32 protein-coding genes are annotated in these 24,415 nt (G+C 56.9%); 2 read left to right on the top strand and 30 right to left on the bottom strand.

The genetic code is table 11. The features are described 5' to 3' along the window. Positions 1 to 4: 4 nt before the first annotated feature. The 4 genes from AC2FLG_RS12610 to AC2FLG_RS12625 are packed head-to-tail and all read right to left on the bottom strand — an operon-like array spanning position 5 to position 1,897. A complete protein-coding gene (locus AC2FLG_RS12610; protein ID WP_496690837.1) occupies positions 5 to 478 on the bottom strand; it encodes a periplasmic heavy metal sensor in 474 nt (157 codons plus the stop codon). Continuing rightward, positions 475 to 816, bottom strand: coding sequence for a hypothetical protein (locus AC2FLG_RS12615; protein WP_281972823.1), 342 nt, complete (start codon positions 814 to 816; stop codon positions 475 to 477). The genes AC2FLG_RS12610 and AC2FLG_RS12615 overlap by 4 nt, the downstream gene beginning before the upstream one ends. Beyond that, a complete protein-coding gene (locus AC2FLG_RS12620; protein ID WP_281994866.1) occupies positions 809 to 1,423 on the bottom strand; it encodes an RNA polymerase sigma factor in 615 nt (204 codons plus the stop codon). Before AC2FLG_RS12620 ends, AC2FLG_RS12615 begins: the two co-directional genes overlap by 8 nt. 6 nt (positions 1,424 to 1,429) lie before the next feature. Next, on the bottom strand, positions 1,430 to 1,897 hold the full coding sequence (locus AC2FLG_RS12625; protein WP_496701754.1) for an EF-hand domain-containing protein: 468 nt from the start codon (positions 1,895 to 1,897) through the stop codon (positions 1,430 to 1,432). A gap of 223 nt (positions 1,898 to 2,120) precedes the next feature. Between AC2FLG_RS12625 and AC2FLG_RS12630 the strand changes: the two genes are divergently transcribed. Beyond that, positions 2,121 to 2,519, top strand: a complete 399-nt coding sequence (locus tag AC2FLG_RS12630) for a DUF983 domain-containing protein (protein WP_271950164.1) — start codon at positions 2,121 to 2,123, stop codon at positions 2,517 to 2,519. A gap of 25 nt (positions 2,520 to 2,544) precedes the next feature. After that, positions 2,545 to 3,249 (top strand): NUDIX hydrolase, encoded by a 705-nt coding sequence (locus AC2FLG_RS12635; protein ID WP_496706448.1) that lies wholly within the window; start codon positions 2,545 to 2,547, stop codon positions 3,247 to 3,249. 6 nt (positions 3,250 to 3,255) lie between these two features. Here AC2FLG_RS12635 and AC2FLG_RS12640 read toward each other — a convergent pair whose 3' ends face one another. From AC2FLG_RS12640 to AC2FLG_RS12765, 26 genes are all read right to left on the bottom strand, one after another. Further along, entirely contained in the window at positions 3,256 to 4,923 is a 1,668-nt protein-coding gene (locus AC2FLG_RS12640) for a ribonuclease J (RefSeq protein WP_496706449.1), read from the bottom strand. Then, the gene (locus tag AC2FLG_RS12645) at positions 4,920 to 5,699 is read right to left on the bottom strand and encodes a type III pantothenate kinase (RefSeq protein WP_271950166.1); all 780 of its coding nucleotides are present in this window, start codon (positions 5,697 to 5,699) and stop codon (positions 4,920 to 4,922) included. Before AC2FLG_RS12645 ends, AC2FLG_RS12640 begins: the two co-directional genes overlap by 4 nt. Positions 5,700 to 5,710: 11 nt before the next feature. Further along, a complete protein-coding gene (locus tag AC2FLG_RS12650) occupies positions 5,711 to 6,460 on the bottom strand; it encodes a biotin--[acetyl-CoA-carboxylase] ligase (protein WP_496706451.1) in 750 nt (249 codons plus the stop codon). A gap of 36 nt (positions 6,461 to 6,496) precedes the next feature. Next, the gene (gene nuoN / locus AC2FLG_RS12655; protein ID WP_496706453.1) at positions 6,497 to 7,939 is read right to left on the bottom strand and encodes an NADH-quinone oxidoreductase subunit NuoN; all 1,443 of its coding nucleotides are present in this window, start codon (positions 7,937 to 7,939) and stop codon (positions 6,497 to 6,499) included. Between the two features lie 15 nt (positions 7,940 to 7,954). Further along, entirely contained in the window at positions 7,955 to 9,499 is a 1,545-nt protein-coding gene (locus tag AC2FLG_RS12660) for an NADH-quinone oxidoreductase subunit M (protein WP_271950170.1), read from the bottom strand. After that, entirely contained in the window at positions 9,499 to 11,649 is a 2,151-nt protein-coding gene (gene nuoL, locus AC2FLG_RS12665) for an NADH-quinone oxidoreductase subunit L (RefSeq protein WP_496706455.1), read from the bottom strand. Before nuoL ends, AC2FLG_RS12660 begins: the two co-directional genes overlap by 1 nt. Before the next feature lie 6 nt (positions 11,650 to 11,655). Beyond that, entirely contained in the window at positions 11,656 to 11,961 is a 306-nt protein-coding gene (gene nuoK / locus AC2FLG_RS12670) for an NADH-quinone oxidoreductase subunit NuoK (RefSeq protein WP_050602759.1), read from the bottom strand. Further along, the gene (locus tag AC2FLG_RS12675) at positions 11,958 to 12,395 is read right to left on the bottom strand and encodes a hypothetical protein (RefSeq protein WP_496706457.1); all 438 of its coding nucleotides are present in this window, start codon (positions 12,393 to 12,395) and stop codon (positions 11,958 to 11,960) included. Before AC2FLG_RS12675 ends, nuoK begins: the two co-directional genes overlap by 4 nt. A 5-nt stretch (positions 12,396 to 12,400) precedes the next feature. After that, positions 12,401 to 13,003 carry an NADH-quinone oxidoreductase subunit J gene (locus AC2FLG_RS12680; RefSeq protein WP_496706459.1) on the bottom strand — a complete coding sequence of 201 codons (603 nt, stop codon included), beginning with the start codon at positions 13,001 to 13,003 and terminating at the stop codon, positions 12,401 to 12,403. Further along, complete coding sequence (locus AC2FLG_RS12685) at positions 13,000 to 13,410, bottom strand: carboxymuconolactone decarboxylase family protein (protein WP_496689758.1); 411 nt, start codon at positions 13,408 to 13,410, stop codon at positions 13,000 to 13,002. Before AC2FLG_RS12685 ends, AC2FLG_RS12680 begins: the two co-directional genes overlap by 4 nt. After that, positions 13,403 to 13,639, bottom strand: a complete 237-nt coding sequence (locus AC2FLG_RS12690) for a hypothetical protein (RefSeq protein ID WP_496689757.1) — start codon at positions 13,637 to 13,639, stop codon at positions 13,403 to 13,405. Before AC2FLG_RS12690 ends, AC2FLG_RS12685 begins: the two co-directional genes overlap by 8 nt. 12 nt (positions 13,640 to 13,651) lie before the next feature. Beyond that, positions 13,652 to 14,146: an NADH-quinone oxidoreductase subunit NuoI gene (gene nuoI, locus AC2FLG_RS12695; RefSeq protein ID WP_496689756.1), complete on the bottom strand. Its 495-nt coding sequence runs from the start codon at positions 14,144 to 14,146 to the stop codon at positions 13,652 to 13,654. A gap of 1 nt (position 14,147) precedes the next feature. Continuing rightward, positions 14,148 to 15,185: an NADH-quinone oxidoreductase subunit NuoH gene (gene nuoH / locus AC2FLG_RS12700; RefSeq protein WP_496690845.1), complete on the bottom strand. Its 1,038-nt coding sequence runs from the start codon at positions 15,183 to 15,185 to the stop codon at positions 14,148 to 14,150. 204 nt (positions 15,186 to 15,389) lie between these two features. Then, complete coding sequence (nuoG, locus tag AC2FLG_RS12705; protein ID WP_496706461.1) at positions 15,390 to 17,411, bottom strand: NADH-quinone oxidoreductase subunit NuoG; 2,022 nt, start codon at positions 17,409 to 17,411, stop codon at positions 15,390 to 15,392. 8 nt (positions 17,412 to 17,419) lie between these two features. After that, a complete protein-coding gene (locus tag AC2FLG_RS12710) occupies positions 17,420 to 17,845 on the bottom strand; it encodes a DUF5333 family protein (protein ID WP_142634883.1) in 426 nt (141 codons plus the stop codon). Positions 17,846 to 17,865: 20 nt separating this feature from the next. Continuing rightward, complete coding sequence (locus tag AC2FLG_RS12715; protein WP_271950189.1) at positions 17,866 to 18,270, bottom strand: DUF5333 domain-containing protein; 405 nt, start codon at positions 18,268 to 18,270, stop codon at positions 17,866 to 17,868. Between the two features lie 98 nt (positions 18,271 to 18,368). Beyond that, on the bottom strand, positions 18,369 to 18,752 hold the full coding sequence (locus AC2FLG_RS12720) for a hypothetical protein (RefSeq protein WP_142634885.1): 384 nt from the start codon (positions 18,750 to 18,752) through the stop codon (positions 18,369 to 18,371). Then, positions 18,752 to 19,168, bottom strand: a complete 417-nt coding sequence (locus tag AC2FLG_RS12725; RefSeq protein ID WP_142634887.1) for an MAPEG family protein — start codon at positions 19,166 to 19,168, stop codon at positions 18,752 to 18,754. The genes AC2FLG_RS12720 and AC2FLG_RS12725 overlap by 1 nt, the downstream gene beginning before the upstream one ends. A gap of 5 nt (positions 19,169 to 19,173) precedes the next feature. Further along, the gene (gene nuoF, locus AC2FLG_RS12730; RefSeq protein ID WP_142635179.1) at positions 19,174 to 20,472 is read right to left on the bottom strand and encodes an NADH-quinone oxidoreductase subunit NuoF; all 1,299 of its coding nucleotides are present in this window, start codon (positions 20,470 to 20,472) and stop codon (positions 19,174 to 19,176) included. A 12-nt stretch (positions 20,473 to 20,484) separates the two neighbouring features. Then, entirely contained in the window at positions 20,485 to 20,706 is a 222-nt protein-coding gene (locus AC2FLG_RS12735; protein ID WP_142634889.1) for a DUF5337 domain-containing protein, read from the bottom strand. 32 nt (positions 20,707 to 20,738) lie between these two features. Continuing rightward, positions 20,739 to 21,839 carry an NADH-quinone oxidoreductase subunit NuoE gene (nuoE, locus tag AC2FLG_RS12740; protein WP_496706462.1) on the bottom strand — a complete coding sequence of 367 codons (1,101 nt, stop codon included), beginning with the start codon at positions 21,837 to 21,839 and terminating at the stop codon, positions 20,739 to 20,741. Beyond that, positions 21,829 to 22,281, bottom strand: a complete 453-nt coding sequence (locus AC2FLG_RS12745; protein WP_496706464.1) for a hypothetical protein — start codon at positions 22,279 to 22,281, stop codon at positions 21,829 to 21,831. Before AC2FLG_RS12745 ends, nuoE begins: the two co-directional genes overlap by 11 nt. Then, positions 22,278 to 23,501, bottom strand: coding sequence for an NADH-quinone oxidoreductase subunit D (locus AC2FLG_RS12750; RefSeq protein ID WP_496706466.1), 1,224 nt, complete (start codon positions 23,499 to 23,501; stop codon positions 22,278 to 22,280). The genes AC2FLG_RS12745 and AC2FLG_RS12750 overlap by 4 nt, the downstream gene beginning before the upstream one ends. Continuing rightward, positions 23,501 to 23,626, bottom strand: a complete 126-nt coding sequence (locus tag AC2FLG_RS12755; RefSeq protein ID WP_496689750.1) for a hypothetical protein — start codon at positions 23,624 to 23,626, stop codon at positions 23,501 to 23,503. The genes AC2FLG_RS12750 and AC2FLG_RS12755 overlap by 1 nt, the downstream gene beginning before the upstream one ends. 7 nt (positions 23,627 to 23,633) lie before the next feature. Next, positions 23,634 to 23,807: a hypothetical protein gene (locus tag AC2FLG_RS12760; RefSeq protein ID WP_170433422.1), complete on the bottom strand. Its 174-nt coding sequence runs from the start codon at positions 23,805 to 23,807 to the stop codon at positions 23,634 to 23,636. Then, positions 23,807 to 24,412 carry an NADH-quinone oxidoreductase subunit C gene (locus AC2FLG_RS12765; protein WP_496701738.1) on the bottom strand — a complete coding sequence of 202 codons (606 nt, stop codon included), beginning with the start codon at positions 24,410 to 24,412 and terminating at the stop codon, positions 23,807 to 23,809. The genes AC2FLG_RS12760 and AC2FLG_RS12765 overlap by 1 nt, the downstream gene beginning before the upstream one ends. Positions 24,413 to 24,415 lie beyond the last annotated feature (3 nt).

Consider the following 24,415-nt stretch of genomic DNA (forward strand, 5'->3'; position numbering starts at 1 on the left):
CGGGTCAGTCGCGCTTTCTGCCCGCTTTCGATTTTCGGTGCACCACATCTTCCAGACGATCAGCGTATTCGACGCGTTCTTTCGGGCTCATGGCTGACACACGGATCAGCCACTGTTCCTGCAAAGCAGACTGCATCTCTGACATCACCTGCGCCTGCTGGCCCAACAAAGTCTCTACAGCGTCAGCCGCGAAGGGTTCGGCGCGAAGTGCGTCGCCAAGGGCTTGAAAATCCGCCGTCCGATGATCGACACCTTGGCGGTGCAGGCCCGAAAGCTCGGCCCGCATCGCCTGGCGTTCATGCTTGGGAAGCGCGCGATAAAGCGCCGATCCAAATCCCGGAGGGGTTTTGACGTGGTCATTGTTTCGGACGCGCAGCGCCGTGCCAACAACCGCACCGATGACTAGCAGATTGATAGCAAGGGACACGATCAGCAGGACAGGCATCCACCGGCGTTTAGGTTTTGACTGTTCGCTCATTCGCCTTCCTCCAGGAAGATTGTATTCAGATCCATATCCGCAACCTCAAATCCAGAGGATTGCGAATAAAGCAACGTCGCCGGATCGGGCAAAAAGGCCGGGGCAGTCAATCCAATCCAGATGCCAGCAATGCCCGCGGCCGCCAGACCTCCCATCCCCTGCCAGCCAAAGAAACTATCCAATGCCTGTGCCCAGAACCCTTGGGGTGATTTCTGAAGCCTTTGCAAACGAACGGTTTCCGCATCGGCCAGAATACGAAGGGCGAGTGCATCGGGTAACGGCTCATTTTCTTGACGAGCACGTAAAAACAGGTGATTCAGGTCGCTATTTTCATCCATCGGCATATCCCAACTCGTCTCTTCTTGCGGCTAACTGCTGTGCCAGTGCCCGCTTTCCCCGAGCTGTCAGACTCTCTACAGCTTCGACGGAAATATCCATGATTCCCGCGATTTCGGGATTGGGCAACTCTTCGATATGGCGCAAGACAACAGCCTGACGTTGCCGATCCGGAAGTTGCGCCAACGCGAACTGCAGTGCGTCCAACCTAGCGGCATCCTGAAGGTGTTCGGTTGCACTGATCGCATCGCTTTCAGGTTCGGCAACATCAGAAAGACTGTCCGCCGATTTCTTCCGCCGAATATCGACACACAGGTTCAGAGTGACCCGGTAAAGCCAAGTCGACACCTTTGCCTGTCCAGCAACCCAATCCGGCGCCATCTTCCATAGGCGCATCATGGCTTCCTGTGTGACATCTTCGGCTTCGGCCCGGTCGTTCAACAGCCTGAGCGCCACCGAAAAACTGCGCGGCCCAAGCCGATCGGTCAAAATGCGTGCCGCATCAGCGTCACCCTCGGCGAACCGCCGCAACAATGCATCGTCTCCAGGGTCGCCCGCAGCCTGACTTTGGCTGCGAGCCCCCGTTGATGAGGTACTCAGGTCCCGCATCCTTCATTAGCTGTCGTCGGTGCCAGCCTTGTCACGTTTTTTGTGATGCCAGCCCATCCGGTTTTTCGCATCGGCAAATTCCTGTTCCGAGATCGTGCCATTTTTGTCCGCGTCGATGCGGTCAAACATCTTGCCAGCACGGCGCGGCTTGGGCAACTCATCATCGGATAAGAGGCCATCCTGATTGGCGTCGTGCTTTTCGAACATTTGATTCACACGCTCATTCGCCTTCTTCTGGCCAGCCGCTTGCATCTCGTCGACGCTCAGCATGCCGTCGCCATTGGTGTCGGCATTGGTGAAACGCTGTTGCCTATAGGTTTGCATTTCTTCCTGCGTGACCTGACCATCATTGTTCAGGTCCAACTCTTGAAAGGTCACGTCCTCTCGGCCTTTCGGACCGACAGCCAAGGCGGTTGTGCCCGTCAATGCAATGGCCGATACCAGAATGGCCGGGATAAGTTTCGCGCTTTTCATATCGTTTTCCTTTGTTTCTCGCGACCGGTTTGTCGCTGCTCACATAGGTTAAAACGGTGCAGTTTTCGGTTTCCGTCGCCCAATTTTAATTTTTTTCTGTTGCTCACTGCCAACGACCACATAATTTCCGGACATCTCATCGCGGCACAAAGCGACGCACCCCCCTTTTCTGTGGGGCAAAACAAGCGCAATATCAGGGCAATCTGAATGCGCGAGTTTCAAAATGACAGATCAAACGATCGACACAATATCCGAGAACGACCGTCCAACCCGGCCTGCGCTAATCAAAGGCTTCCGTTGCCGCTGCCCAAAATGCGGTGAAGGCAAGCTGTTGCACAGCTACCTGAAGGTGAATGACAGCTGCAGCAGCTGTGGTCAGGAACTGTTTCATCACCGTGCGGATGACGGTCCAGCCTATCTGACGATCCTGTTGGTCGGTCACCTGCTGGCGCCCGCTTTGCACATCTCTTATGTCCAGTGGCGCCCTGACCCGCTGAACATGTTCCTGATTTTTGCATTCGGATGTACAGCCTTGACACTATTCCTGCTACCGCGACTGAAAGGGGCCGTTGTCGCCTATCAGTGGGCACGACGGATGCATGGGTTCGAAACGGACCGATGACTGGAATGATTGGGTCGGCCCTGAGATGAGTACGGACAAAACGGCTATACGGGACGCTGCAACAGTTATCGTGTTGCGGGACCGGATGTCGAACCCTTCCATTTTGATGGGTCAAAGGGGCGCAAAAGCCGTTTTTATGCCGAACAAATTCGTGTTTCCGGGTGGCGCGGTAGACGCAGAGGACGCCCTGGTCCCGCTATCGGCTGACATGTCCCAGCTCTGCCGCGATCGGCTTGCTGAACAGTCTCCGCCCGGGCTGCAGAATGCTTTGGCGGCCGCCGCAATCCGCGAGCTCTGGGAGGAAACCGGCCTGGTGCTTGGAGTTCCCGGCGCTTGGACAGGTGAGGTGCCGATTGACTGGCAAAGCTATGCAGAGGCAGGATTTCTGCCCTCTGCAAAGTCATTGCAGTTTGTTTTTCGCGCCGTCACCCCGCCCGGCCGTACTCGCCGGTTCGATGCACGATTCTTTTTGGTAGATGCAGACGCCCTGCAAGGCGATCTGGATGACTTTGGCCGCGCTTCGGATGAGTTGTCTCACCTGCAATGGGTTCCGTTGAACAAGGCGCGAGAGCTTGATCTTCCCTTCATAACCGAAGTTGTTCTGGCCGAAGTTGCAGCCCGGGTCACACGACCCGAACCACCCCAAAGCGTTCCGTTCTTCCTCAATCAAGAAGAACAAAGCCTGTTCTTACAGATCAAAGGCTATCCAATGTCCGAACAGGACTTCTAGCCGAACCTACTTCATTCGGCTGATCACCGTGGTCACCTCGGGCTTTTTGCCGATCTCGGTCTTTGCTGTCTGACGCACGATCCGGCGCAATGCCTCTTCCAGCTTGTCATCGTCGCGCCGGGTTTTGGTATCCGCCCGCATGAGGAATTGGTTCAGGTCCTCTTCCAGAACTTCGACCAGTGCTGCGCGCGATGTTCCGATCTCGGCCAAGCCCATCGTATCGCACCAGGGTTCACCCAACGGTTCGTCTTCTTCGTCTAAAATAACCGTCACGGTTACATGCCCGTTCAAGGCCATGCGAATGCGGTCGCGGACAACTCCATCCAAGGCTCCGACCTTTACGGTTCCATCCAGATAAGTTCGGCCTGTCTCGACGTAGTCGACGACCTTGGGGGCATTGCCGCTGAGATCCAGCATCGTGCCATTGACTGCCACAACCCCGGTACGACCACCCGCTTCGGCCAGTTTAGCATGTTCGCGCAGATGTCGGTGTTCACCATGCATGGGAATAACCATCTGTGGGTTGACTATGGCGTGCACTTTTTCCAGATCAGGCCGGTTGGCATGGCCAGAGACGTGATACAGACCCGAGCTGTCATCCACCACATCAACGCCCTTTTCGCTGAGCTGGTTCATGATGAAGATTACGCCCTTCTCATTGCCCGGTATCGTCTTCGACGAGAACAGGAACAGATCGCCTTCCTTCAACTCGATCCCGCGGTATTTACCGCGTGCAAGCTGGGCACTGGCCGCACGGCGTTCACCCTGGCTGCCGGTTACGATCAGCATCAGGTTCTGGCGCGGGATATCTACGGCCTCTTCGGCGCTGATAACCTTGGGAAAATCCGTGAGAATACCGGTTTCCGTCGCGGCCTCAATCATCCGCCGCATCGCACGACCTAACAGAACGACCGAGCGTCCCGCGCGCTGCCCAGCCTCGGCCAGCGTCTTCACCCGTGCGACATTCGAGGCAAAAGTCGTCGCAACCACCATTGATTTGGCATTTTCGACCAATTTGGTGATCTCAGGCCCGACCTCGGATTCCGAGCGGCCCGCATGCGTTGAAAACACGTTCGTGCTGTCGCAGACCAATGCTTTCACACCGTCCTTTGAAATCTCTGCCCAAAGGTCTTGATCGAACGGTTCACCTACTACAGGGTTGGCATCCAGCTTGAAATCCCCAGTATGCACGATCCGCCCCGCAGGCGAGTCTATGACAAGCGCCGCACTTTCGGGGATAGAGTGCGATACCGGCAAAAACCCGACTGTAAACGGGCCAACCGTCACCTGTTCAGGCCAGGCTGACAGGGTCTGAACCGCGTCTGTCGGATGGGCTTTCTCTTCCATCTTGCGACGCGCGAGATTTGCGGTGAAGGCGCGTGCATAGATCGGGGCGCCCAAGTCGTCATAGCAATGCGCCACAGCGCCGACATGATCTTCGTGGGCATGGGTGACGAATACCGCCTCAAGCCGGTCGGCACGTTCTTTTAGCCAGCTGATATCGGCATGGATCAGGTCGACACCGGGTGTTGTGTCCATATCTGGGAAGGTTACACCAAGATCGACAAGGATCAGCTTCTCCTTTCCCGGCTTGCCATAGCCATAGACATAGGCATTCATCCCAATTTCGCCCGCCCCGCCCAGGGGCAGATAGATCAGTCGTTCACTGCTCATGTTGAGCCATTTTCCTTGTTATAGCGATGGATCACGGTCAGTCCGTGCATCGTCAAATCGTCTTCTATAGCGTCAAACCCAACATCTGCCTGATCGAACAGAGGCGCAAGCCCCCCGGTTCCCACGACTTTCATTGGCATGCCATATTCCGCCTTGATCCGGGCAATCAGCCCTTCGATCAGACCGGAATAGCCCCAATACACGCCAGATTGAATGCAGCCAACCGTATTTGTTCCAATCACTTTTTCGGGACGTGTGATGTCGATATGCGGCAACGCGGCGGCCCCCTGGTGCAACGCCTCAAGGCTCAGGTTTACACCTGGGGCGATGATGCCGCCGACATATGCTCCATCCGAAGACACCACGTCAAAGTTGGTGGCCGTTCCAAAATCGACAACAACCACATCCCCACCATGCCGTTCAAATGCCCCGGCCGCATTGGCCAGGCGATCCGGGCCAGGGACCGTACCCTCATCAATGCGCGGGCTGACAGGCAGCAGACACTCCGGCTTGCCCACGACCAATGGGCGACAGCCAAAGAACCGGTCCGCAAAGACGCGCAGATTGAAAACCACACGCGGCACGGTCGAGGCGATAATCACATCGGTGATATCAGCTTGGATCTCATAATGTTTGACCAGCGTAGAGTACCAAGTGAAATAGGCATCCGCCGTACGGGCATGGTGCGTAGACGTGCGCAGCGTGCAGACGAATTCCTCACCGTCCCAGATCGAGAAAACGGTATTGGTGTTGCCGCAGTCGATGGCTAGAAGCATTGGTGCCCCTTTCAGAAAAATACGTCTGCCGCAGGTATGCTGACGCGGCCCTTCGCGGTGTTTAGGACAAGGTTACCCCGTGCGTCCACCGTTTCGAAGGTCCCGACCGTCTCAGTGGTGACAGTACGCGCGGTGATGACCTCGCCCAGCTTAGCTGCGCGGGACAACCAGGCAGCGCGGATGGGTTCGAACCCGTAGGTTACAAACTGGGCCTCAAAACGCGCATAGGCCGATGCAAGCTCGGTCAAAAAATCTTCGGTGGTGACATCTGCCCCTGTCTCGGACAACAGCGAAACCGGCCTTAGCGCACCTGGTTCGACTTTATCTGCAGTCGGTGCCTGCGAGAGATTGACGCCGATGCCGATTGCCAAATGCGAGACGTCCCGCCCCTGCCCGGTACTTTCCAGCAGTATCCCCGCAAGCTTGCCACCGTTCAGCAACACATCATTGGGCCATTTTAGCGACAAACCCGATATGCGTCCGGTGACCGCCACACATGCATCAAACAGGGCCAAGGCGGCGACAAAACTGCGCAGAGCGGCCTGTTCCGGGCGTCCTGCGGGCCGCATCAGCAGCGTTGCGGCAAGATTTCCCTCGGGGTTGGTCCAGACCCGTCCGCGCCGACCGCGTGCCTGTGTCTGGCGGTGCGCCAGGATCCAGACCGGACCCTGAGCCATCGGCGCGATCCGGGCGGCTTCGTTCAGAGTGCTATCGACCTCTTGCAATACATGCAGGCCATATCCATCCGGCCAATCGCTCATGTCACAAGAACATTAGGCCGCGGGCAATGGTCGAAATCAGTTAACAAGCGTCGCCGCTGCAGCTGCCGCTGCGCCCTCTATCCCAAACTGATAGAATACGCCAACCAACATCAATGCAGCTGACCCCATCAGAGCAACCCACAGAACCGGAGACGAATTTGCGTCGATCGGGTCCTCATTCTCGGCACCGAAATACATATAGTATACGATCCGTAGGTAATAGAATGCACCGATCACCGAGGCGATGGCAGACATGATAACCAGACCGGTCAGGCCAGCCTCAATACCCGCTTGCCAGACGCCAAATTTCGCAAAGAACCCAAGCATCGGTGGAACACCGGCAAGGCTGAACATCAGGATCAGCACGGCCAGAGCCTTACCCGGATCGCGTTTGGAATACTGGCGCAAAGCGTCAATGTCAGTAACAGGTTTACCGTCCCGTTCCATCATCAGGATAAAGGCGAAAGTTCCGACATTCATGGTCACGTAAATCGCCAGATACATCAGCATCGCCTTGATACCCAGCTCGGTCCCAGCCGCCAGTCCGATCAACGCATACCCCATATGGGCAATCGACGAAAACGCCATCAGCCGTTTAATGTCGCGTTGTCCGATGGCAGCCACGGCCCCCAACAGCATAGACAGAACAGACAAGAGTACAATCACCTGCTGCCAGTCCTTTACGACACCTCCAAATGCGTCGTGCAACACGCGGGCAAACAGGGCCATGGCGGCCACCTTGGGCGCCGTGGCGAAGAAGGCAGTGACTGGTGTGGGCGATCCTTCATAGACATCCGGCGTCCACATGTGGAACGGAACAGCCGAAACCTTGAACGCGAGCCCCGAGATCAGGAAGATCAACCCGAACAGCAACCCGAGGGTCACATCGCCGTGGTGAACGGTCTGAATGATGCCCGAGAACAGCGTGGTACCCGTAAAGCCGTAGACAAGCGAAGCCCCATACAGCAGTAAGCCCGAGCTAAGCGCGCCCAGAACGAAATATTTCAGGCCAGCCTCGGTGGATTTGGCGCTGTCACGACGCAGCGCAGCCACAACGTAGAGTGCCAGCGACTGCAGCTCGAGCCCCATATACAGAGACATCAGGTCACCCGCGCTGACCATCATCATCATGCCGACAGCGGCAAGCGCCACCAGCAAAGGGTATTCGAAACGCAACAACCCGCGGCGGGTCATATAGTCCTGGCTCATCATCAAAACGGCAGCGGCAGATAGCAGGATCGCCACTTTGGCAAAGCGCGCGAATCCGTCATCAACGAACATGCCGTTAAACGCGATGTTCGTCCCGTCGCCATTGGTGGCGATCCAGAACGCCAGCAGCGCCATCAGCCCTGCTGTCACCCAGACCAATGTCGGCGCAAGCCCGTCCTTGGTGGTGTAAACAGCCGCAAGCAATGCCGCCATCGCATATAGTGCCAGAACGATCTCTGGCAGGATAATTGTCAGATCAGCCTGGATCATGTCTCCAAAGCCTCCTTAATGCGAGGCGGCTGTCTGGGTCGCGGTCTCAGCCGCGGCCAGAGCCGTATCATAGTTCGAAATCAGCGCGGCAGTCGAGTTGCCAATCACATCTGTTACCAGCGATGGATACACACCCAGCAGGATCGTCATGACGATCAGGGGGGCAAATATCAACCGCTCGCGCGAGCTCATATCAGTCATCGCCTTGAGGCTTTCTTTGATAAGATCCCCAAATACGACCCGACGATACAGCCACAAAGCATATCCCGCCGAGAAGATAACACCAGTCGCGGCCACAGCAGTCACCCAGGTATTGACCTGGAATGCGCCCATCAGGGTCAGGAACTCTCCGATGAACCCACTGGTGCCCGGCAGGCCAACATTGGCCATGGTGAACAGCATGAAGACCAGCGCGTAGGCCGGCATCCGGATTACCAGACCGCCATAGGCCTCGATATCGCGGGTGTGCATCCGGTCATAGATCACGCCGACACACAGGAAGAGCGCCGCCGAGATGAACCCGTGGCTGAGCATCTGGAAGATGGCTCCGTCGACCCCCTGCTGGTTTGCCGCAAAGATGCCCATGGTGACAAAGCCCATATGCGCGACCGAGGAATAAGCGATCAGCTTTTTCATGTCCTCCTGCACCAGTGCAACCAGCGAGGTATAGACCACAGCGATGGCCGACATCCACAGCACCAGATCGGTCATCACCGCCGACCCCACCGGGAACATCGGCAGGCTGAACCGCAGGAAGCCATAGCCACCCATCTTCAACAGGATCGCCGCCAGCACGACCGACCCTGCGGTCGGCGCCTGCACGTGTGCATCCGGCAGCCAGGTGTGGACCGGCCACATCGGCATCTTCACCGCAAATGAGGCAAAGAACGCCAGGAACATCAGCGTCTGCATACCGCCTACGATATGGATGCCCAGAACGGTAAAGCTGTCGGACGAAAAATGATGCGCCATCAGCGCTTCGATATCCGTCGTGCCTGCATCCGCATACATCGCAACCATAGCCACCAGCATCAGCACAGAGCCAAGGAACGTGTAGAGGAAGAACTTGAAGCTGGCATAGATGCGCTCTTTACCACCCCAGATGCCGATGATCAGGAACATCGGGATCAGACCCGCTTCGAAGAACAGGTAGAACAGCACCAGGTCCAGCGCCATGAACACGCCAAGCATCAGCGTTTCCAGCAGCAGGAAAGCAATCATGTATTCCTTGACGCGGTCTGTCACATTCCAGCTGGCCAGAATTGTCAGCGGCATAATGAAAGTGGTCAGCAACACGAACAGGACGCTGATGCCATCCACACCCATCTTGTATTTCAGACCCATCAGCCACTGGCCCTCTTCCACCATCTGGAAGCCAGTGTTTTCAGGATCAAAGCCAGTATAGATGCCAATCGAGACCAGGAAGGTCACCGTCGTCGCAACCATGGCCACCCATTTGGCATTGCGTTGCGCGGCTGCATCGTCGCCCTGCAGAAACAGCGCCAGTATGGCGGCCGCCGCTGCGGGGATGAAGGTGACGATCGAGAGGATATTGTCCATTAGTGTGCGCCTCCGCCGATCGACATCCAGGTGACCAGGGCAGCAATTCCCAGGACCATCCAGAAGGCATAGGTAAATATGTAACCAGTCTGCGCCTTGCCTGCGAGGCGGGTGAAGAATGGCACGATGCCCATCGCTACCCCGTTCAGGAAACCGTCAATCGTGTTGCCGTCGCCGCGTTTCCACAGGAACCGCCCAAGTGCCAAGGCAGGTTTGACGAAGATCGCGTCATAGATCTCATCAAAGTACCATTTGTTCAGCAGGAACAGATAAAGCGGACGCTGGTTTGCTGCCAAGCGCGCGGGCAACGTCGTATTCACGATATAGAACCAATAGGCCACGATGAAACCAAGCAGCATCGCAACGAAGGGTGAGAACTTGACCCATTTCGGAACAGCATGCGCATCGTCCAGCACATGATTGTCCGGTGCGATGTAGAGCGCGCCTTCTCCGGGCGTTCCAACAAAGGCATAATGGTGATCGCCGCCCTGCGCGCCCTTCTCACCATGGCTGTCCTCCGCGTGACCAGCATCCGCATGCGTATCGTCGCCGTGATCATCTTCGGCATGGGTATCGTCCCCATGCGCACCCTCTGCCGCGTGGCCATCCACCGAAGCCTCTGCAACCGGAATGCCATAGAACTGGCCGACCTTGTCGGTGTGGCCAAAAAAGTTGCCATACCAGATCATCCCGGCGAAAACCGCACCCAGCGACAGAACGCCCAACGGAACCAGCATGACCAACGGGCTTTCATGCGCATGGTCGTGCGTGTGTTTGTCCCCGCGCGGCTCGCCATAGAAGGTCAGGAAAATCAGACGCCAGCTGTAGAATGACGTAAATACCGCCGCAATCACCAGCATCCAGAACGCATAGCCGGTGCCTCCGGCAAAGGCGCTTTCGATGATGGCATCCTTGGACAAGAACCCGGCAAAACCGAATGTGGTCAGCGGAATGCCAACCCCGGTAATAGCCAGCGTACCGATCATCATCGCCCAAAACGTATAGGGGATTTTCTTCCGCAACCCGCCATATTCCGTCATCTCTTGCTCGTGATGCATCGCGTGGATCACAGAACCGGCCCCAAGGAACAGCAGCGCCTTGAAGAACGCATGGGTCAGCAAGTGGAACATCGCCGCCGAATACATGCCAACGCCTGCGGCCACGAACATGTAACCAAGCTGCGAACAGGTCGAATAGGCGATGACGCGTTTGATATCGGTCTGCACCAAACCCACGGTCGCTGCAAAGAAAGCCGTCGAAGCGCCGAGGAAGGTGATGAACCCGGTCGCACCCGGCGCAAACTCCATCAGCGGCGACATGCGGCAGATCAGGAATACACCCGCAGTCACCATGGTCGCGGCGTGGATCAGGGCTGATACAGGCGTCGGACCTTCCATCGCATCCGGCAACCAGGTGTGCAGGAACAACTGTGCCGATTTGCCCATCGCACCGATGAACAGCAGAACGCAGATCACCTCGATCGCGGTCCATTCACCCCACAGGAAGTGCAGCTTCTCTTCGGCCAATGCCGGGGCAGAGGCGAAGATGTCCGAGAAATTGATGCTGTCGGTCAGCAGGAATAGCGCAAAGATTCCAAGCGCAAAGCCAAAATCCCCAACCCGGTTGACGATAAACGCCTTCATCGCCGCCGCATTGGCGCTTGGCTTGCGGTAATAGAACCCGATCAGCAGATAGGACGCGACGCCCACACCTTCCCAGCCAAAGAACATCTGAACCAGATTATCCGCCGTCACCAGCATCAGCATGGCAAAGGTAAAGAAGGACAGATATGCAAAGAAGCGTGGCTTATAGCTTTCGCCTTCGCGCCATTGCGGATCGTGATCCATGTAGCCAAAGGAATACAGGTGCACCAGCGCCGAGACGGTCGTCACCACAATCAGCATGATCGCGGTCAACCGGTCCAGACGAATGGCCCAGCTTGTCGAGAGCGAGCCGCTCTCGATCCAGCGCATGATCTCGATCTGCTGGGTGTGACCGTCGAATGTCAGGAACACGATCCACGACAGCAGACAGGCCAGAAACAGCAGGCCCGTGGCGGTCCACATGGCGGCTTTCTCGCCAATGAACTTCCAGCCGAACCCGCACAGGATCGCGCCCACCAGCGGGGCAAAGAGGATGGTGGTTTCCATGTGCCCTTACCCCTTCATCATATTGACGTCTTCAACCGCGATCGAGCCGCGGTTGCGGAAGAAGCAGACCAGAATGGCCAGCCCGATCGCCGCCTCGGCCGCCGCCACGGTCAGCACGAACAGCGTAAACACCTGCCCGACCAGATCGCCCAGGAAGCTGGAGAACGCCACAAGGTTGATATTCACCGCCAGCAGCATCAGTTCGATGCTCATCAGCAGGATGATGACGTTCTTGCGGTTCAGGAAGAGACCGAAGATGCCGATGACGAACAGCGTCGCCGCGACCGTAAGATAGTGTTCAAGTCCGATCATAGCTTCGCTTCGCCTTCATCTGAGACAGTTTTCGTGTTGCAGAATTTCCCAGGATCAAGATGCTCATCGCGCACAATTGGGTCGGCACCGATCACCGAGAGGTCGGAAATAACCTCGGTCAGCATTGGTGGAGTATCGAGGTTGGCATATTCTTCTCTGAGCACCTTCAATTCCAAACTCAGATCAAATTTCAGATTGTCTGCATTAAAACCTTTGACAATAACGTCGAGTGTTTCACCCGTGGCGCATGACATGACGGTCCAAGAGTAACCGGAGTTTACGCAACCAGTTTCTCTTGCAACCCACCAGTCATGAATGCCGGGAATATCAAATTCAAAGGTACCATCATACCCAGTGCACTCTTCCGGTGGTACAAGGCTCGTCTCCGCGTGAGACGTCGTAACCGAACATATGAGTATTGCAGCGGCCATCATGAACTTCACAACCCCTGCCCCGGTTTCACGTCCTTCAGCTCCATCGCCTTGGCCGGGTCGCGCATCATCTGGCCGATGATGTCCTGACGCTTGATGTCCTTGCGGTGGCGCAGAGTCAGCACGATCGCGCCGATCATGGCCACCAGCAGGATCAGGCCCGCGAGTTGGAACAGAAGGAAGTATTGATCATAAAGGATGACGCCGAGTGCCTCGGTGTTGTGGCGGTCGGTTGGAACCGGCTGTGCCAGATTGGCCGCCGCACCCTGCGCGCTGTCCCAGGCCCCAAAGGCCATGACAAACTGCATCAGGATGACCAGACCGATCAGCAAGGCCAGCGGCATATAGCGCGCCATCTCGGCCTTGAGCTCGGCGAAATCCACGTCCAGCATCATCACCACGAACAGGAACAGCACCGCGACCGCGCCGACATAGACGATGATCAGCAGCATGGCCACGAACTCGGCCCCCAGCAGCACGAACAACCCCGCCGCGGACAGGAAGGACAGGATCAGCCACAGCACCGAATGCACCGGCTGGCGGCTGATCACGGTGAACAGCCCGCCGGTGATGGCGCTGATGGCGAACAGATAGAAGGCAAAGACGGTCATTGATCCTCATCCTCGTTATCGCCCATGACCTCTTGCGCCAATTCCAGCGCGCGGGTCATGGCCGGGATGCCGGCAAAGACCGACATCTGACCGATCGTTTCCACGATCTCTTGTTTCTTGGCACCGGCTTCCACAGCGTGGCGCACGGTCTGACGCACCGCCGCATCCGCCTGCGCGCCCTGACAGGTCAGCCCGGCCAGTGTCAGCAACAGGCGGGTCTTGGCATCCAACCCGTCTTTGTTGACGGTGTTGCCGAACATCATCTCCATGACTTCTTTCGGCATGGTCGGCCATAGAGTTTCGAACCCTTTGGGCGAGAAGCTCTCCATCGCAGGGTTCATCGCCTTGGCCATGTCCTGCGCCTGCTTCATCATCAGCTCAAACGGATTTGTCGGGGCGTCATTCATTGATCAATTTCCCATCAACCTTGGGCCAGGGAGAGTTCGCAAAAACCCAAATGACAATGATGTTCACGAATGGGATACACATCAGAAGTGCCAGCCATTTCGATGAACCTGTTCTTTTCGCAATCTTTAGCGAGGGAATACCAACGGCCAAAAATGCTATGCCCAATATTAACAACAGCGCCGGCAGACCGGACACATGAAATTGGAAACTTTCTGTTGCGTCATTCATTAGTTTTCTCGCTTAGCGATACGGCGCGTCTATTTCCAGATTGCGGGCGATCTCGGCTTCCCAGCGTTCGCCGTTATCCAGCAGTTTTTCCTTGTCGTAGAACAACTCTTCGCGGGTTTCCGTGGCGAATTCGAAATTCGGACCTTCGACGATGGCATCGACCGGGCAGGCCTCTTGGCAGAAACCGCAATAGATGCACTTGGTCATGTCGATGTCATAGCGCGTGGTACGGCGGCTGCCATCTTCGCGCGGTTCGGCGTCGATTGTAATGGCCTGTGCAGGGCAGATCGCCTCGCAGAGTTTGCAGGCAATACAGCGTTCTTCACCGTTGGGGTAACGACGCAGGGCGTGCTCACCGCGAAAACGCGGAGACAGAGGACCCTTTTCATGCGGGTAGTTCAGGGTGGCCTTCGGTGCGAAGAAATACTTCAGCCCCAACTTCATGCCGACCCAGAAATCCTGTAGAAGAAAATACTTGGCGGCACGGGTGTAGTCGATTTGGGTCATATCAGCCTCCTACGCTCCAACGCGCAAACGCGCCCCAGAACCAGTCGAATTTCGCCGCAAAGGCCACGAAGACTACCCAAGCCAGCGAGAAGGGCAGGAACACTTTCCAGCCCAGCCGCATCAGCTGGTCATAGCGGTAGCGCGGTGTGATCGCCTTGACCATTGCGAAGAGGAAGAAGAAGAACGCCATCTTAGCGACCATCCACAACACGCCGTCGGGCAGGCCCGGGATCGGGGACAGCCAGCCGCCGAAAAACAGCAGCGTGGTCAGCGCGCACATCAGGAAAATGGCGATATATTCGCCAGCCATGAACAACAGGAAAGGCGTGGCCGAGTATTCGACCTGATAGCCCGCGACCAGTTCGGATTCCGCCTCTGGCAGGTCAAACGGTGGGCGGTTGGTTTCGGCCAGCGCCGAGATGAAGAACAGGAAGACCATTGGGAAATGCGGCAACCAGTACCAGCTGAAGAACCCAAAGCGCCCGTCTTGCGCATGCACGATGTCACCGAAGTTCATCGACCCGGTCGACAGGATCACACCGATGATGATCAGACCAATCGAGACCTCGTAGGAAATCATCTGAGCGGCAGAGCGCAATGAGCCAAGGAAAGGGTACTTTGAGTTCGACGCCCACCCTCCCATGATCACGCCATAAACCTCCAACGAGGACACGGCGAAGACATACAGGATGGCGACATTAATATCCGACAGCACCCAGCCGTCGTTGAACGGAATCACGGCCCAGGCGATCATCGCCAGAACAAATGAGGTCAACGGCGCGAGGATAAAGACGGTGCGGTCTGCACCCGCTGGGATAACCACCTCTTTAACCACATATTTCAGCGCGTCGGCCACCGTTTGCAGCAGGCCATAGACGCCCACCACATTGGGGCCACGGCGCATCTGAACCGCCGCCCAGATCTTGCGGTCTCCATAGACAAGGAACAACAGCGAAATCATCACAAAGGCCACAACGGCAAGCACTTGTGCCAGAATGATGAGGGCTATTCCGCCTGGGGTGTTAAAGAATTCAGCCATTGGTCCTCACACCGTGGGTATTCCGTTTTCCGCACGAAATGCTAAGGCCATGTGCCTGCGCAAAGTGCGTCTGGGTCGGCGCGTTGGTGTAAACAGCATCTGCAGCCGCTACGCCACCCTTTTTATTCCGTTTCATAGGCAAAACAGGGGCGAGCCCCTGTCCGACCAGCACAGGGTCGAGATGCGATATGACAGAGTTTCGGTTCATTCCGCCGCGATCTTTTCGCCTTTGCGTGCCTGCGTCTGCGCCGATAGCTCAGCCATCAACTGCGAGGCCCGTGCAATCGGGTTGCTCAGGTAGAAGTCCTTGACGGTGTGACGGAAGCTCGCCTTGCCCAGAGGGCCGAGCTTCAGCGCCTGAACCTCGTTTTCGATCACCTCGTCGATACGGGCCAGATGCGGCACCGCCTCGATCAGCGCGGTGCGCAGTTGCGCCAGCGAGTCATAAGGCAGCGTCGCACCCAGTTCGGCAGACAAAGCGCGCAGGATCGCCCAGTTTTCCTTAGCCTCACCTGGTGCAAACCCGGCACGCATCGCCAGTTGCGGGCGGCCTTCGGTGTTCACGAACAGGCCGTTTTCCTCGGTATAGGCTGCGCCCGGCAGGATCACGTCGGCGCGGTGCGCACCTCGATCGCCATGGCTGCCCTGATAGATGACAAAGGCGCCGTCGCCGATTTCAACTTCATCGGCACCGAGATTATAGATCACATCCGCCGCGCTGATTGTATCCATGCCACCTTCGTTGGTTGCATCGACATCCATAGAACCAACACGTGAGGCGGCTGTGTGCAGGACAATCAAACCGCTTTCGGTATTCGCCGCAATGGTTTGCGCAGCGCCCAAAACCGCAGCGCCATCCGCTTCCTGCAATGCACCCTGACCAATGATGACCAACGAGCGTTTGCCTTTGACCTCATCATCTCCGCCCATATCCACCACCTGCTGCAATGCCGCACGATCATCGCCGACATGGTGGTAGTCATAGGTCAGATCGACTGCCGGGCCGACCACAGCAATCTCGGCCCCATGCGCCCAGGCTTTGCGAATGCGCGCGTTCAGCACCGGCGCCTCATCGCGCGGGTTGGTTCCGATCAGCAGAATGCGCTCGGCGCTGTCGATATCTTCGATCGCGGCGGTCCCGGCATAGGCCGCGCGGTTGCCCGCTGGCAGCTTGGCGCCATCGGTACGGCATTCGACAACCCCACCCTGCCCTTCAATCATCTGCTTCAGAGCAAACGTAGCCTCGACCGGGGCCAAGTCGCCCACGATACCGGCGGGCTTTTCAGCCCCTTTCAACGCCTCGGCCGCTTTGGTCAACGCCTCGGGCCACGTCGCCGGGCGCAGCTTACCGTTTTCACGCAGGTATGGCTTGTCCAGCCGCTGACGACGCAGGCCGTCCCACACAAACCGCGTCTTATCACTGATCCATTCTTCGTTCACGCCATCATGATTGCGCGGCAAAAAGCGCATGACTTCGCGCCCTTTGGTATCCACGCGAATGTTCGAACCCAAGGCATCCATCACGTCGATGCTTTCGGTCTTGGTCAGTTCCCAAGGGCGCGCGGTGAAAGCATAGGGTTTCGAGGTCAGCGCCCCGACAGGGCACAAGTCGATGATATTACCTTGCAGATTCGAATCTAGCGTCTGGTTCAGATATGACGTGATCTCGGCGTCTTCGCCCCGCCCGGTTTGACCCATCTGAGTGATCCCGGCCACTTCGGTTGTAAAGCGCACGCAGCGGGTGCAACTGATGCAGCGGGTCATCGCGGTACCAACCAGCGGACCCAGATCCAGATCATCGACCGCGCGCTTGGCTTCCTTAAACCGCGTGCCCGACATGCCATAAGCCATCGCCTGATCCTGCAGATCGCACTCGCCACCCTGATCGCAGATCGGGCAATCCAGCGGGTGGTTGATCAGCAAGAACTCCATCACTCCTTCGCGGGCCTTCTTGACCATGGGCGAGTTGGTTTTGACCACCGGTGCCTGCCCTTCCGGCCCCGGACGAAGATCGCGCACCTGCATGGCACAAGAGGCCGCAGGTTTAGGCGGCCCCCCAACAACTTCGACCAGACACATCCGGCAGTTCCCGGCAATCGACAGACGCTCGTGATAGCAAAAGCGCGGCACTTCGACCCCGGCCTGTTCGCAGGCCTGAATCAGGGTCATCGCACCATCGACTTCGATTTCCTGTCCGTCGATGTTAACTTTGCGGAGGTCAGACATGATTTAAACTACCCTTTCAGGAATGTGCCGATAGCAGATTTTTTGGCGATTTCGCTTCGCCCTGCCGAGCACATCGTATCTGGAACGCCAATCACGATGCCGTTTCCTTGGATATAGCGAATAGCGTCGTCCTGTATCCGCTTCCGCGGCAAATTTCTTTCGAGATAGACAAAATCACTTTCCCGATACCCCTTGGCTTCTAGGTCGTCAGCTACCGTTTTCATGCTTTGCCTGATCTGCGAACGATTGAGCGACAAATTCGGACAACCGCCTGCAATCTGCTCTGCCATAGCGTTGGCAAAGGCCACATCATAGAGGCTCTGCGGAACCTGTGTACGAAACTGAGCGCGAGATGTGTCAGCGTCCAAAGCTTGGCTGGATGTTGACTCGCATCCAGCTAAGACCAAAAGCAAAACACCAGCAAAGCCCATCATCAAAGCTCTGAAACCCATACTCAATTCGCCCTCAAATACACGCCGATGGCGCTGTTTCTTTCAATTTCCGCGCGACCAAGCGTACAGAAGGAATTCGGCCGGTCATACGACACGCCATTTTGGGCCAGATAGGCCTCGCCCTTGGCGCGCATTCGGTCTTTTTCTGCATCCGAATCGACATAGGAGCGGATTTCACTGTCGGAATAGCCCAACTGGTTCGCCTTCGACCGCAAGCCCCACATCACACCAATCGCCTTCATACGCCGCCCGCTGATGGAGGGGCAGTATTCCGAAATTTCGTTCGCGATAGCGATGTAATAGAGTTCGTTGTCGATCTCTTTGACTTCGCGCAAGGGAGGTTTAGCCAAAGCAACCGCAGGCAGTGTCAGCGCCGTTGCAACGGCAAGCATTTTGATACCAGACATGACAAATCCTTTCGTCTTGGAAAGACCAAGACGACGGAGGCCAGCATTGCTATGCAATAGCAATGGGCCTGTCACGGCGTGATATGCAAAAAACCGCTTCATGGACGGCGGCAGCTCCCGGCAAAGGTTAGTCTGTCATCGTTGATCTGAAGGTTTTGTGGTTCGGTATCCGGCCCGACCTTCCAGTCGATCCTGGAGGATCCGAAATTCGCGATGCAAAACTTGGTGCCCTCATAACGGCCGGCCTCGCGTGCACCATCCAATGAGGCAGATACTCCTTTGATCACAACGGTGAAATCCGAAGGAGACGCTTTTTTGTTGATGTGCTTTGCTTTGGCTCTGAACGACTTGCCATCGAATAGAATACGATCTTCCGAAGGCTTAATCAGCCCGCAGGCCGAAACCGCCACCAGCAGTAAAACTGCGCCGATGAGGGAAACATTCTTGGTTCTGGTCACAAGATCAACAGTTCGTTCAATCATTAAAACGCCGCCACCAATGCCATGATCCCCATCACGAACATGCAAAGCCAGGCAACCACGTAAAGAACCGAGCGCAAGCCAGAGTTCGGCTTACCCAGTCCACGCAGATGAACAAACAGCATTGCCAGACGCGAAACCAGTGCCACCGAGGCGAGCAAGTTTACCCAAAACGGGCTGACCCCCAACAAAATTGCCGCGATCGTCACCGCCGCAAAAGCAGGAAGCGTTTCAGTGCCGTTCAGATAGGCACGGTTCAACCGATAGGCCCTGTCTGAATAATCTTGCTCGGGCGTGGCGCCTGGCGCCAGCCCCTTACCCTGTTTGGCCATTGCCGAAAATGGGGCTAGGAACAGGACGACGAGGGTGAAGATCATCACCGATGCAAGTGCATGGCCATAGTCCGAGAATACTTCCATTTGAATCACTCCGCTGCCATCGCACCCGTGCGGCCCGATTTCTGGGCCTTGATGCGGTCTTCGATTTCTTCCCGGAAATTGCGGATCAGGCCCTGGATTGGCCAGGCTGCCGCATCACCGAGGGCACAGATCGTGTGGCCTTCGACCTGTTTGGTCACGTCAAACAGCATGTCGATCTCTTCCAACTCGGCCTCACCGCGCACAAGGCGATCCATGACGCGCATCATCCATCCGGTGCCTTCACGACACGGTGTGCACTGACCGCAGCTTTCATGTTTGTAAAACTTCGACAATCGCCAGATCGCTTTAATTATATCGGTGGATTTATCCATCACGATCACGGCAGCCGTACCCAGGCCCGAGCCCAGATCGTTGCGCAGGTGGTCAAAGTCCATGATCGCGTCGCGCATATTCTCACCGCGCACACAGGGCACCGACGAACCACCCGGAATAACCGCCAGCAAATTGTCCCAACCGCCGCGAATGCCGCCGCAATGGGTTTCGATCAGCTGTTCAAACGGAATCGACATCGCCTCTTCAACGACGCAAGGATTGTTCACATGGCCCGAGATCGCAAACAGCTTGGTGCCCGCGTTGTTCTGACGGCCAAAGCCTGCGAACCAGTCGGCCCCGCGACGCAAGATCGTCGGCACTACTGCAATGGATTCCACATTGTTCACCGTGGTTGGGCACCCATACAGACCTGCGCCCGCCGGGAACGGCGGCTTCATCCGCGGCATGCCCTTTTTGCCCTCAAGGCTTTCGATCAGGGCAGTTTCTTCACCACAGATATAGGCGCCCGCCCCGTGATGCAGGAACAGATCGAAGTCCCAGCCTGACCCAGCGGCGTTCTTGCCCAACAAACCGGCGTCATAGGCTTCGTCAATCGCGGCCTGCAGCGCCTCACGCTCGCGGATGTATTCACCGCGCAGGTAGATATAGCAAGTATGCGCATTCATCGCGAAAGAGGCGATCAGGCAGCCTTCGATAAGCGTATGCGGATCGTGGCGCATGATTTCACGGTCTTTGCAGGTGCCAGGCTCGGATTCATCCGCATTTACCACCAGATAGGACGGGCGACCGTCACTTTCCTTGGGCATGAAGGACCACTTCAGACCGGTTGGAAAACCCGCGCCGCCCCGGCCGCGCAGCCCTGAATCCTTCATCGTCTGGATGATCCAGTCGCGCCCGTTGCCGATCAGGCCAGCGGTGCCGTCCCAATGCCCCCGGGCCTGTGCACCGCGCAATGTACGCTCATGCATCCCGTAGATGTTGGTAAAGATCCTGTCCTGATCCTTCAGCATCATGTGTTACCTTCAGCTGTCCTGACGCATGCGCCAGAGTTGAAAAATGTTGACGCCCGCATAGATGAACCCGGCCAGCGCGGCAAAATCAAACAGCAGCGCATAGCGTCCCGGCAGTTCCATCGCAGGGCCAATGAACATGGTCATGGCAAGCCAGACCAGCATGGTCACGGCGATGACCACTCCGATATGTCGACCCTTGCGGGCCATGGCCTGTTCCTTGTCCTTGTCCATCTTGTCCTAAATGCCCAGAGCGGGCACACATCCTAGTCTTCGTATGTACCGTCGTCCTTGGCCCGCTTGGCGAACTCGGTTTCTTCACCCGCCGCCAGCTTGGTGGCCTGATCAATCCAGCCGTCTCTCTCGATCCGGCCTTTGAACTTCAACCGCGCATCAACCCAGGCAACCTGCTCGGGCGTCCATTTGGCGATCTGATCATAATGATAGAAGCCCAGCTCGTTCAGCGTCTTCTCAAGCTTAGGCCCGACACCTTTAAGCAGCTTCAGATCGTCCGACTTGCCGTCCCGCGCACCCGAAAGCGTGTCGGGCTGGTCTTCTTTGACCGCCTTCGCCTCAGCCGCTTGTTTCACCGCGGGTTTGGCCGGTGCGGGGGCCTTGGGAGGATTCGGAGCAGCCTTTGTCGCCGCCGCCTTGCCATCCTTGCCCAGCCATGGCGTCAGGATCGGAACCTCGGTCCCGTCGATGCGCTTGACGGTATCCCCCAGATCAGTCGCCAACTGAACGCTGGCGTTATACTGGGTTCGGCCGCTGTCATACTCTGTCAGGCTGGTCAGTCCCTTCAAGGGCTCTGCCGCATAGCGCCCGTTCTGAGGGCCCGGTGTCGGCACCTTGCCAGCGGCCAGATCGTCGATGATCTTGCCAAAACCCTCGGCGGTCAGGTCTTCGTAATAGTCCTTGCCGATCTGCGCCATTGGCGCGTTGGTGCAAGAGCCAAGGCATTCGACCTCTTCCCAGCTCAGCTTGCCATCGGCGGACAAAGCATGCGGCTTGGCGGCGATCTTGTCCTTGCAGACCGCAATTAAATCCTCGGCCCCGCAGATCATGCAGGACGTGGTCCCGCACACCTGAATATGCGCCACCGAGCCAACCGGCTGCAGCTGGAACATGAAATAGAACGAGGCGACTTCGAGCACGCGGATATAGGCCATGCCCAGCATGTCAGCGACGGATTCAATCGCCGGACGGCTCAGCCAGCCCTCTTGTTCTTGCGCGCGCCACAGCAGAGGGATCACCGCGCTGGCCTGACGGCCTTCGGGGTATTTGGTGATCTGCGCTTCGGCCCATTGCCGGTTGGCAGCAGTGAAGGTGAAGTTCTCGGGTTGTTCGGGGTGAAGCCTACGCAGCATTCGACGTTTCCTCCGCAGGACAGGAGAGCGAGAATCCACCAGCAGTATCGATTTCCATGATACCAACTAATTCAGCTCGGTTGTTGTTCAGTGTCGAAATGAAAATTCCTTCGCAGAAATTCGCATATTCTCGGCTCATCGATGTTTCCCCCGATCGAATTTTGACGAGCAAAGTCGGTGCATCTATCGCTTCTGAATGATTAGTGGAACCTAAAGACCAGCCATACTCCCCAACGATGTAGTACCAGTTGTCCACCTGCTCTTTTATATAGCAGTCGGAATTGCCCCAACCGCTTCGGGCGTTAGGTTCGGCCAATGCGTCTTTTTTGAAGTTACAAATCATTGAACGTTCAAAGTGCTCAGTCGGACCACGAAGAACTGGCATCGCGAATGCAAGCACGACAACTAATGCTCCTGATCCAACAAGATGCGCTTTCTTCACCGGTCAATCTCCCCGAACACGACATCCATGGTCCCAATAATCGCGGCGACGTCGGCCAGTTGGTGGCCTCCGGCGATGTGATCCATGGCTTGCAGGTGCAGGAAGCCCGGCGCGCGCAGTTTGGCCCTGTAAGGCTTGTTGGTGCCATCGGCGACCAGATAGACGCCGAACTCACCCTTCGGGGCCTCGACGGCGGCATAGACCTCGCCCGCAGGCACGTGGAAGCCTTCGGTGTACAGCTTGAAGTGATGGATCAGGCTTTCCATCGAGGTCTTCATGTCCGAGCGTTTGGGCGGGGTGATCTTGCCACGGGTCAGAACGTCTCCGGGGCATTCCCGGATTTTGGCGATGGCCTGACGGATGATGTGCAAGGACTGGCGCATCTCTTCCATGCGGCAGAGATAGCGGTCATAGCAGTCGCCGTTCTTGCCGACCGGAATCTGGAACTCGAATTCGTCATAGCATTCATAGGGCTGCGCGCGGCGCAAATCCCAGGCCAGCCCCGATCCGCGTACCATGACACCCGAGAAGCCGTATTTCTGAATGTCATCCTCGGTCACCACACCAATATCGGCGTTGCGCTGTTTGAAGATGCGGTTCTCGGTCAGCAGACCGTCAATATCGTCGAGAATGGTGGGGAATTCGTGGCTCCACGCCTCGATATCGTCCAGCAGTTCCGGCGGCAGGTCCTGATGTACGCCGCCGGGGCGGAAATAGGCCGCGTGCAGGCGGGCACCGCATGCCCGCTCATAGAACACCATCAGCTTTTCGCGCTCTTCAAAGCCCCAGAGCGGCGGAGTCAACGCGCCCACATCCATCGCCTGGGTGGTCACGTTCAGCAAGTGGTTCAGAATGCGCCCGATCTCGGAATACAGTACCCGGATCAATGAGCCGCGGCGCGGCACCTCAACTCCGGTCAGCTTTTCGATGGCCAGACACCAGGCATGTTCCTGGTTCATCGGCGCAACGTAGTCGAGACGATCGAAATACGGCAGGTTCTGCAGATACGTCCGGCTTTCCATCAGCTTTTCGGTGCCACGGTGCAACAAACCGATATGCGGGTCGCAACGCTCAACAATCTCGCCATCCAGCTCAAGCACAAGCCGCAAAACCCCGTGCGCCGCAGGGTGTTGCGGGCCAAAGTTAATGTTGAAATTGCGGATCTTCTGTTCTCCGCTCAGCGCGTCCGTGCTGCCGTCATCATATCTTGAGCCGTCCATCAACGCCCCCGCTTATTCTTTTTTGCATCAGCCCGAACCCGAACCTTTTCGGCCTCGGCCGCCTTGGCTGCAGCCCCCGCCAGAAGGACCCCCAGCGCACCCAGCACGATCAGTTCCCCCAGCATCATCATCTCAGCGGCGCTCCAGCTCTTGCAGTTTCAGCCCGACCCACCACAGCAACGCGATCGTGCCAAAGGGGATCAGACAGAGCAGGCACCAGTATTTGTTAATCCCGAAGAACGGCAAAATCTTCACCATCGGGATGATGGTCAGTGCAGATAGGATCAGCCACCAAATGCCACCCATTATTCGTTCTCCTGTTTCTCATCGCCGGGCAGGATGTAATTCGCACCCTCCCACGGAGACATGAAATCAAACTGACGGTATTCCTGCACCAGATTGACCGGCTCATAGACCACACGCTTTTGCGCCTCGTCATAACGGACCTCGGTATAACCGGTGGTCGGGAAATCCTTGCGCAACGGATAGCCACGAAAGCCATAGTCGGTCAGGATTCGCCGCAGATCAGGATGGCCCGAGAAAAGGATGCCGAACATATCGAACACCTCGCGCTCGAACCAGTTGGCCGAGGGGTGAACGTCGACAATCGACGGCACCATGTCATCCTCACGGATCGACACGCGCAGGCGGATACGCTGGTTCTGGTACATCGACAGGAAGTGATAGACCACATCGAACCGCTTGGCCCGTTCGGGATAGTCAACGGCTGTGATGTCCACCAGGGTCGAAAACTTGCAACTGGCATCGCCCTTCAGGAATTCGATAAATTCCACAAGATTCGACGGGGCCACGTCCACGTTCAACTCATCATGGGTGACATCCCAGGACAGAACGCAATCGGTCCGTTTGAGTTCCAGCTGCGCGCCGAGTTCTTTGAGTGCTTCGCTCATTGC

Source organism: Ruegeria sp. CDSA193, assembly GCF_059611885.1.